This window comes from Nocardia sp. NPDC060220 (assembly GCF_042727815.1).
In the GTDB taxonomy this organism is placed as follows: domain Bacteria; phylum Actinomycetota; class Actinomycetes; order Mycobacteriales; family Mycobacteriaceae; genus Nocardia.
In genome coordinates this window covers 1-7899 of the sequence record NZ_JBHWZY010000270.1, presented here as the reverse complement: position 1 = coordinate 7899, position 7899 = coordinate 1, and the positions used below count along the sequence as shown (strand labels likewise).

The 7899-nt window shown below is 68.3% G+C and carries 8 protein-coding genes and 1 pseudogene; 3 read left to right on the top strand and 6 right to left on the bottom strand.

Annotated elements, in window-relative coordinates; genetic code table 11:
- The 4 genes and pseudogenes from ACFWF3_RS16065 to ACFWF3_RS16050 form a co-directional block, all read right to left on the bottom strand.
- Positions 1-583: pseudogene (locus ACFWF3_RS16065) on the bottom strand (ABC transporter substrate-binding protein); the annotation flags it as partial.
- The gene (locus tag ACFWF3_RS16060) at positions 580-1344 is read right to left on the bottom strand and encodes an ABC transporter ATP-binding protein (RefSeq protein ID WP_378657604.1); all 765 of its coding nucleotides are present in this window, start codon (positions 1342-1344) and stop codon (positions 580-582) included. The pseudogene ACFWF3_RS16065 and the gene ACFWF3_RS16060, both read right to left, overlap by 4 nt.
- Positions 1341-2156 (bottom strand): ABC transporter permease, encoded by an 816-nt coding sequence (locus ACFWF3_RS16055; RefSeq protein WP_379314273.1) that lies wholly within the window; start codon positions 2154-2156, stop codon positions 1341-1343. The genes ACFWF3_RS16060 and ACFWF3_RS16055 overlap by 4 nt, the downstream gene beginning before the upstream one ends.
- 1 nt (position 2157) lies before the next feature.
- Positions 2158-3195 (bottom strand): NrtA/SsuA/CpmA family ABC transporter substrate-binding protein, encoded by a 1038-nt coding sequence (locus ACFWF3_RS16050; RefSeq protein ID WP_379314272.1) that lies wholly within the window; start codon positions 3193-3195, stop codon positions 2158-2160.
- Positions 3196-3407: 212 nt separating this feature from the next.
- On the opposite strand from ACFWF3_RS16050, the gene ACFWF3_RS16045 reads away from it, so the two are divergent.
- Positions 3408-4154 (top strand): IclR family transcriptional regulator, encoded by a 747-nt coding sequence (locus ACFWF3_RS16045; RefSeq protein ID WP_379314271.1) that lies wholly within the window; start codon positions 3408-3410, stop codon positions 4152-4154.
- Positions 4155-4264: 110 nt separating this feature from the next.
- Positions 4265-5692 (top strand): MDR family MFS transporter, encoded by a 1428-nt coding sequence (locus ACFWF3_RS16040; protein WP_379314270.1) that lies wholly within the window; start codon positions 4265-4267, stop codon positions 5690-5692.
- Between the two features lie 107 nt (positions 5693-5799).
- Here the strand turns inward: ACFWF3_RS16040 and ACFWF3_RS16035 are convergent, their stop codons facing one another.
- Positions 5800-6525 carry a hypothetical protein gene (locus ACFWF3_RS16035; protein WP_378989949.1) on the bottom strand — a complete coding sequence of 242 codons (726 nt, stop codon included), beginning with the start codon at positions 6523-6525 and terminating at the stop codon, positions 5800-5802.
- Between ACFWF3_RS16035 and ACFWF3_RS16030 the strand changes: the two genes are divergently transcribed.
- Positions 6524-7330 carry a class I SAM-dependent methyltransferase gene (locus ACFWF3_RS16030; protein ID WP_379314269.1) on the top strand — a complete coding sequence of 269 codons (807 nt, stop codon included), beginning with the start codon at positions 6524-6526 and terminating at the stop codon, positions 7328-7330. The two genes, ACFWF3_RS16035 and ACFWF3_RS16030, sit on opposite strands and share 2 nt — an antisense overlap.
- Before the next feature lie 96 nt (positions 7331-7426).
- Here the strand turns inward: ACFWF3_RS16030 and ACFWF3_RS16025 are convergent.
- Positions 7427-7899, bottom strand: a 473-nt coding sequence (locus ACFWF3_RS16025) for a hypothetical protein (RefSeq protein ID WP_379314268.1), incomplete at its 5' end; no start/stop codon positions are given.

Here is a 7899-nt window from a genome sequence, read left to right as displayed (position 1 = left end):
CTTCCTGGGCGCGGGCGCCCTTGACGTAGATGGCGTCGACCTTGCCGTCGAGGAGTTCCTCCACACCCCACGTCGTCGAGCGCCGTGCACTCTGGATCGCGGTGCGCACCTGCGGATCCCGTTCGACATCGAGCTCGACGACCCGGACATCGGCCAGGGTCAGCCCGGCGGGGCGCAGCGCGTTGGCGAAGCCGTGCAGTGCCATCGCGCGCGGGAAGCTGCGCGCCTGATCCTGGGCCCACGCGGGGACGCCGACGCGCAGACCGGCCAGACCCGCCGCGTCGGTGACCGGCGATTCGGGACCGACCAGGATCGCCTGGGACTCGTCGATCCAGGTGAGCCCGATCAGGCGGGTGGGCGAACCCTGCGCGCGAGCGGCCAGGGCGGGCACATTGCCGCCCTCCCGGATCAGGCCCGACAGGTCGTGGGAGAAGTGGTGGCCGGCGAGCTCGGGGCCCGCGTCCTGGAGAACGCCGAACTCGAGGCCGGCGCTGGCGGCGGTCTCGCCGAGCCAGCCGAGGCTGTGCGCGAGACCGCTCGCGGTCGGCACGGGGCAGCGGGTGTACCACAGGGTTTCGGTCATGACAGGCTCCTGGTGTGTGGTCCGACGCCGAGCTGGGCGAGGAATTGCGTGCGGTACCCGAGGGTTTCGGGTGCCGCGTGATCACGCGGGTGGGGTAGATCGATGACCTCGTCGACGGCGAAACGGCCGTGGTCGAGGATGATCACCCGATCGGCGAGGCGGATCGCCTCGTCGACGTCGTGGGTGACCATGAGGACGGCGGGCCGGTGCCGCGCGACGAGATCGCCGACCAGGTCCTGCATCTGGAGCCGGGTGAGGGCGTCCAGTGCCGCGAACGGTTCGTCGAGCAGCAGCAGCTCCGGTTCGCGCACCAGCGCCCTGGCGAGTGCAGCGCGCTGGGCTTCACCACCGGACAGGGTGGCGGGCCACTGACCGGCTTTGCCGTCGAGGTGGACTTCGTTCAGTGCGCGCAGACCGGCTTCGCGTTGCGGCTTGCCGCGCCGCAGGCCGACGATGACGTTGGCCAGTACCCGCTTCGACGGGATCAGCCGGGGTTCCTGATAGACCGTCGTGCGTCGGGCAGGCACCAATACCTCACCGGCATCGGGGGTTTCGAGCCCGGTGAGCAGACGCAGCAGAGTGGTCTTGCCGGTGCCGCTCGGGCCGAGCAGCACCACGAACTCGCCGCGGCGGATGGTCAGGTCGACTCCGTCGAGAACTGTCTTCTCGCCGAACGCCTTACGCAGACCGGTGATCGATACCGCTACCGGGGCCGGAGCTTCGGTCTCGACGGGGACCGGCGCTGCTGTTGTCGTCGTCATCGGATCGCCACCTGCTTCCGCCAGGGCATCGCGTAGCGTTCCGCGAGCCGCACGAGTGCGTCGAACACCAGACCGAGCAGCGCGTAGAGCACGACGCACAGCACCATGTAGTCGGTGCGGTTGTATTCCTGAGCGAGGGTCACCAGGTAGCCGACGCCCTGCTGGGTGCCGACCTGCTCGGCGGCGATGAGCGCGGTGATGCTGATCGACAGGCACACCCGCAGCGCCATCAGGATCCCGGGCAGCGCGGCGGGCACGATCACCTCGACCACCAGCCGGGTGCCGGTGAGCCCGAAACTGCGTGCCGCCTCGACCATTTTGCGGTCGACATTGCGCACACCGAGATAGGTGTAGGCATACATCGGCGCTGTCGTCGCCACCGCGATGAGCAGGATCTTGTACAGCTCGTCGATCCCGAACCAGGCGATGAACAGCGGAACCAGCGCCAGAAACGGCACCGCCCGCACGATCTGCATGGTCGAATCGACCAGCTCCTCCCCGAGGCTGGACAACCCCGACAGCAGGCCGAGCACCAGCCCGACCCCTACGCCGATCGCGACCCCGGCGGCCGCGCGCCCGAACGAGGCGAGCGCGAAGTCCACCAGCTGGCCGCTGTCGAACAGTTCGACGAACGCCGACCAGACCGCGCCGGGGCCCGCGATCACCCGCGGCGAGATCGCGCCGCTCGCCGAACCCACCCACCAGACCAGCACGATCGCGGCGGGTAGAACAGCGCGCAGGCCGAGTGACAACCATCGCGGCCGCTGCCGGGCGACGCGCGCCCGGGGCGGGGCCAAGGCGAGGGTGCTCATCTCACTTGCCCTTCAGCGCGGCGAGCTGGTCCGGGGTGAGCTTGGATTTCAGGTCGTAGAAGATGTCGGCGGCGGTGATCCGGCGGGAGATGACGCCGTTGTCGGCGAAGGTGTTCACCACGTCGGCCAGGTCGATGGCATCGGATTCGGCGGGCAGTCGGGGCACGGTGACCTCACCGCCGACCCGGACCGCGTCGGCGAGCCGGTCACCGGCCAGCGCACGCGGGCCGGACTTCTCGAAGACGTTTTCGAAATCGGCGGGCGCCGCCTTCTGCTTCGCGGTGAGTCCCTGCAGTACTTCCAGGTACTTCGCGGCGATATCGGGGCGCTTGTCGAGAACTTCGGTGCGGAACACCACCACGGTGTTGTCCTTGGAGCCGACTGACTTCTCGGTGGCGATCTCCTTGGCGCCCGCGGCCTTGGCCTCCTGGTAGGGCACCAGGAAGGATGCCCACGCGTCGACCTTGCCGGTCGCGAAGGCCGAAGCGGCGTCCTTCTGCTGCAGGGGCACCCGGGTCACCTTGTCGGCCGGAATGCCCGCCTGGGCGAGCGCTTTGAGCGTGATGTACTCGCCCTTGCCCGCGGGATTCACCGCGATCCGCTTGCCCACCAGGCCTGCCACGGTGGTCACGCCCGAGTCCGGGGTCACCACGATGCCGCTCTGATCTTGACCCGCCGGGTCGGCCACGGCGACGATCTTCACGCCGACGTCCTTGGACAGCGCGCCGACGACGGGGCTGAACGCGGCGCCGGAGACATCGAGTTCGCTGGTGTTGAACAGCTTCAGCATGGAGCTGAAACCCGGCGTGGTGCTGACCCATTCGATCTTGGCGCCCAGCGGGGCGAGTGCGGCGTCGAAGGTGCCGTCGCGCTTGCCGACGGCGAGCGGGCCGCTGTTGCCCGGATCGGTGACCTTGAGAACGAACGAGGCTTGCGCCCCCTGTTCCGGCGTGGAGCCGGAGCCACACGCCGCGACGAGGGCTACGACGGGGACGATCGCGAGGGCGATCCGCGAGAAGGCCGGCAGCCTGCGGGACATCGGGGCTCCTGTTCGGGGCTGGGGGTTGATGCCTTCGCAGCGTAGGAGCGGGTGTGGTCTCGAACGAGGTATGCCTTTCCACGGATCGGAAAGCTTGACAGCGGTGGACTTGTCGTTCTATGGCAAGTGACCGGGGTTCCCGGACCCGCGTTTTCCACATAGCGGAAATTTGAGCGGTCGAGCGCTCGAACACCTGTGTTACCGTCGCCTCTGTGGAGACCTCCAGCGTGCAGACCGTGACCAGGGCCCTCTCGGTACTCGACTGCTTCCGCGGCGGCGAGGAGCGTGGAGTCTCGGAAGTCGCCCGCGCCCAGGGCCTGGCGATCAGCACCACCCACCGTCTGCTCGGTGCGCTCGTGCAGGCCGGGTTCCTGGAGAAGGACGCCGAGTCCAGTCGCTACCGCATGGGCGGAGCACTGGCCGAATACGGTCAGATCGCCTATCGCCAACACCGGATCTACCTTGCCGAGCCCTACCTCGAGCAACTGGCCGCCACCACCGGAGCGACCGGGTCGGTGGCCACCCGCCACGGCATCCACGCGGTCCTGCTGGGCACCAGCCGTTGGCGCGAGAGCGACGGGCACAAGCTCCAGGGTGTGCGACTTCCGCTGCACGCCAGCGCACTCGGCAAAGCGCTGCTGGCATGGTCGGATGCCAGCGATGACGAATTGCGTGCGCTGCCTTACGAAGAGGGCACCGAGCGTTCGGTGTCGAGCCCCGAGGAACTGCGCGCGGAACTGATCACCACGCGCGAACGCGGCTATGCGTTCAACGATCGCGAACTCGACCCAGGATTCCGGACCATCGGCCTGCCGATCCTCGACAGCCAGGGTCGCTGCCGCTTCGCTCTGGGCATGCGCGGACCCGCGACGCTGATGATCGACGAGCGGGTGCCGTTCTTCGTGGAACTGGCCAAGGTCACCGCGGCCGACATCGCCGCGAGGTTCGCCGCCGACTGAAGACCCGCCCCACACCGATCGCGTCACACCCTCGGAAAATGCCGCGCGGAAACGGTTGCGCCCCGGATACCTTGAACCGAGTGGTTAGTCGATGCAACGAAAGGACCTCGGTGGCTACCGATACCGTGAGCCCGGCTGTCGGTCTGCGTTCCGAACGAGGTCCGATCCTGGCCTCGCTCATGCTCTCCACCGGGCTGGTGGCCCTCGACTCGACCATCATCGCCACAGCGGTGCTCACCATCACCGACACTCTCGGCGGGTTCGCGATGTTCCCGTGGCTGTTCTCCATCTACCTTCTCGCGCAGGCCGTGACGGTGCCGATCTACGGCAAGCTCGCCGACATGGTCGGGCGTAAGCCGGTGATCCTGTTCGGGATCGCGGCGTTCGCGGTGGGGTCGCTGCTGTGCGGGCTGGCCACGAGCATGGTGGCGCTCATCGCCTTCCGGGCGATCCAGGGCATCGGAGCGGGCGCGATCCAGCCGATGACGATGGTGATCGCCGGTGATCTGTACACACTGGCCGAACGCGCCAAGGTCCAGGGGTATCTGGCCGGGGTGTGGGCGAGTTCGGCCGTGCTCGGCCCGCTGCTGGGCGGCTTGTTCGCCGACCATCTGAGCTGGCGGTGGATCTTCCTGATCAACCTTCCGCTGTGCGCGGTCGCGGCCTGGATGTTGGTGCGCCACTTCACCGAATCGGCGGTGCGCCGCACCCAGCGCATCGACTACCTCGGTGCGATCCTGCTCACCGTCGGTGCGGGCGCCCTGATCCTCGCCCTGCTCGAAGGTGGTCAGGCCTGGGAGTGGACCTCACCGGTCTCGCTCACCTTGTTCGTGAGCAGCGTGACGGTGCTGGCGCTGTTCGTGGTGGTCGAGCTGCGGACGGCGAACCCGATTCTGCCGCTGTGGATCTTCACCCGGCGCGTGGTGATCGCGAGCAGCACGGTCTCCTTGCTGGTCGGCGCCGTCATCCTCGGATTGACCTCGTACGTGCCGACTTTCGCCCAGGGCGTGCTCGGGACCACCGCCCTGGTGGCCGGGCTCACCGTGGGTGGGCTCACGCTCGGCTGGCCGCTCGCCGCGACCCTGTCCGGCAGGCTGTACCTGCGCTGGGGATTCCGCATCAGCGGCCTCGTCGGCAGCACGATCGCCGCGCTCGGCTGCGCGACCACGCTGCTCGTCGGCCCGCAGTCGAGCCCGTGGCAGATCGCGGCCTCCTGCTTCCTCATCGGCTGCGGGATGGGCCTGGTCGCCTCCCCCACCCTCATCGCCGCTCAGGCCAGCGCCGAATGGCACGAACGCGGCGTGGTCACCTCCGCCAACATGTTCGCCCGTTCTCTCGGCAGCGCACTGGGCGTCGCGGTGTTCGGCGCCATCGTCAACGCCGGCATCCACAACCCCGACCACCCCGCACCCGGCGAACTCGCCCACGGCATCCACCTGGTCTTCCTCGCGATGCTGGCCATGGCTGTCGTCATGCTCGTCGCCGCCGCGACCATGCCGGGCCGCGGCCACGTCTCCGCGACGGTCAGCGCGCCGTGATCACCGCGCGATGTCGGCCACGACCTCGCCCTCGATGTGCCGCGGCCGCGCGTATCCGCAGGCATCGAGGTGGTCTGGGTATCGCGACCAGCGTCGGTCGGCGAACCTCAACCGAGGTGGTCGAGCTGTTGGGCGGGCACGTCGGGCCGTTGCCTCCCGACGAACTCGTGGCGCATTTCCCTGAGAGAGACGAGACGGCCGCCGAGATCGGCATCGGCCCCGGGTTCGATCCCGAGGTCCTCGCGGATCGCTCGACGCAGCAGGCGGACACCGAAGCCCACCGACTCGTCCAGGAAGCGATAAAGTGCCGCGACCTCCACGGCGTCGTTCTCGTCCAACTGGAGCGCTGTGCGATGGGCGATGTCGAGGCAGCGATTGACCTCCGACGCAAAATCGAGTGCTCGATCCGACACCACCATCTGCGCACGGGAATAGCTGTCGCGCAACGCCTCCCGCGCAGTCTCGAACTTGGCGAGATCAGGGGTGCGCCCGCCGCTTTTCTCGTCGAGATAGTGCCGGATCGCCGTTCGGCAGGAATGCGCCGTGGTGTTGAGATCCGCGTAGACCGCCCGCTTCTCGTCGGTGGCCTCTTTCCGGGTGAGCTCCCGCAGTTCCTCCGCTCGATTGTCGCGCTGTACCTTCGCATCGATTCGCTTGCTGCGAATCGCGAAAACCTGGGTCACGACGCCGCCCCCGAGCGTGCCGACAACCGTGATCGAGGCAACCGCCACATTGGTCCAATCCATGGCAACTATTCTCTCTGTACCCCAATACAATTCACCACCCACACGAACCATTTCGCGGCGCGACGGCAGTCGGTAGCTTTGTGCCATGGTGGGAATCGGCAACTCTGCGGATCGGACGGCGGACGAGGTCCAGCGGCGGAAGCGACGGGCCGGCTCGTTCGGCGCGCAGGCAACCGTCTACGCCGAGCATCGGCCGGACTATCCGGAGGCGGGGATTCGGTGGGCGCTGGAGCCGGTGGCGAAAAAGGCGGGGGTTGTTGTGCTGGATTTGGGAGCGGGGACAGGCAAGCTCACCGGCGGTTTGCTCGCCGCGGGGGTCGAGGTGATCGCGGTGGAACCCGATAAGGCGATGCGGGCCGAACTCGTTCGTCACTTTCCCGGGGTGAGGGCGCTTTCCGGTACAGCGGAAGCGATTCCGCTGGCCGATGGGTCGGTGGACGCGGTGCTCGCCGGGCAGGCGTTCCACTGGTTCGATCAAGCGCTGGCGTTTCCCGAGATCGCGCGGGTGCTGCGCGCGGAGGGGGTGTTCGCCGCGTTCTGGAACAACGACGACAACAAGGTCGAGTGGGTCGCGGGACTGCAGGCGGTCTCGCGCTCGTCCGCGTCGTTTCCACCGTCGTCGTCCGATGACGCGCTGCCCGCGCACCCACTGTTCGCGCCGTTCGAGTACGCCGAGTTCGCGCACAGCCAGCGGCGGACCGCCGAATCACTGACCGCGTCCATCGGCACCAATTCACACACCGTGGTCATCTCCGCGCAAGAACGAGCCGAAGTGCTCGGCCGGATCCTCGACTACCTGCGTGCGACACCGGAGACCGCCGACGGCGAGTTCGATCTACCGCTGCGCACCGAGGTGATCCGCACGGTCCTGGGCCCGAATTCACCCCGGTGAGCGCCGATCACGGACACGAATGAACCCGCGCCGGACCGCGGGTTTCACCGTGCCGAGGTTCGCCGCCGCCATGACCGGACTCGGCTGTCGCGCCCGCTATGCCGAGCGTTCCTCCGATCTGCGCACCACGTCGACGATTTCATCGGAGGCGAATTCGACGACGCGACGGACGCGGGAGTTGGCGACCGGTGCCAAGTCCACGACGATCGACGCGCCCGCGGCGGGTTGGGTGAGCGCGGTGATGCGGTCCTGGAGGAAGCCGCCGTCGGGGACCGGGACGCGGATGATGTCGCCGACCGTCAGGGCTTCGGCGCGGATTCGGCCACCGGTCGCGGTGGGATCGTGCGTGCCGCAACGGGTGTGGCCGACCGTTGCGCCGAGGCCGCGTTCGGCGATGGTCCACCAAACGGGTGAGTCGGGATCTTCCGGGCCGATTCGGTTGTGCCAGGACAGGATTCGGTCGCGTTCGGCTTCGGCTTCGGCGCGAGTCTCGTGCAGGGAGAGTTGGCGCCGAACCGGAGCGCTGCGGGGCCGGGTGGTGCCCGCGGCGCCGTCGACGACCAGGATCC

Coding starts and splice junctions, on each gene's coding strand:
- ACFWF3_RS16055 (WP_379314273.1), bottom strand. CDS start 2,156: ATGAGCACCCTCGCCTTGGCCCCGCCCCGGGCGCGCGTCGCCCGGCAG.
- ACFWF3_RS16060 (WP_378657604.1), bottom strand. CDS start 1,344: ATGACGACGACAACAGCAGCGCCGGTCCCCGTCGAGACCGAAGCTCCG.
- ACFWF3_RS16035 (WP_378989949.1), bottom strand. CDS start 6,525: ATGGCACAAAGCTACCGACTGCCGTCGCGCCGCGAAATGGTTCGTGTG.
- ACFWF3_RS16030 (WP_379314269.1), top strand. CDS start 6,524: ATGGTGGGAATCGGCAACTCTGCGGATCGGACGGCGGACGAGGTCCAG.
- ACFWF3_RS16050 (WP_379314272.1), bottom strand. CDS start 3,195: ATGTCCCGCAGGCTGCCGGCCTTCTCGCGGATCGCCCTCGCGATCGTC.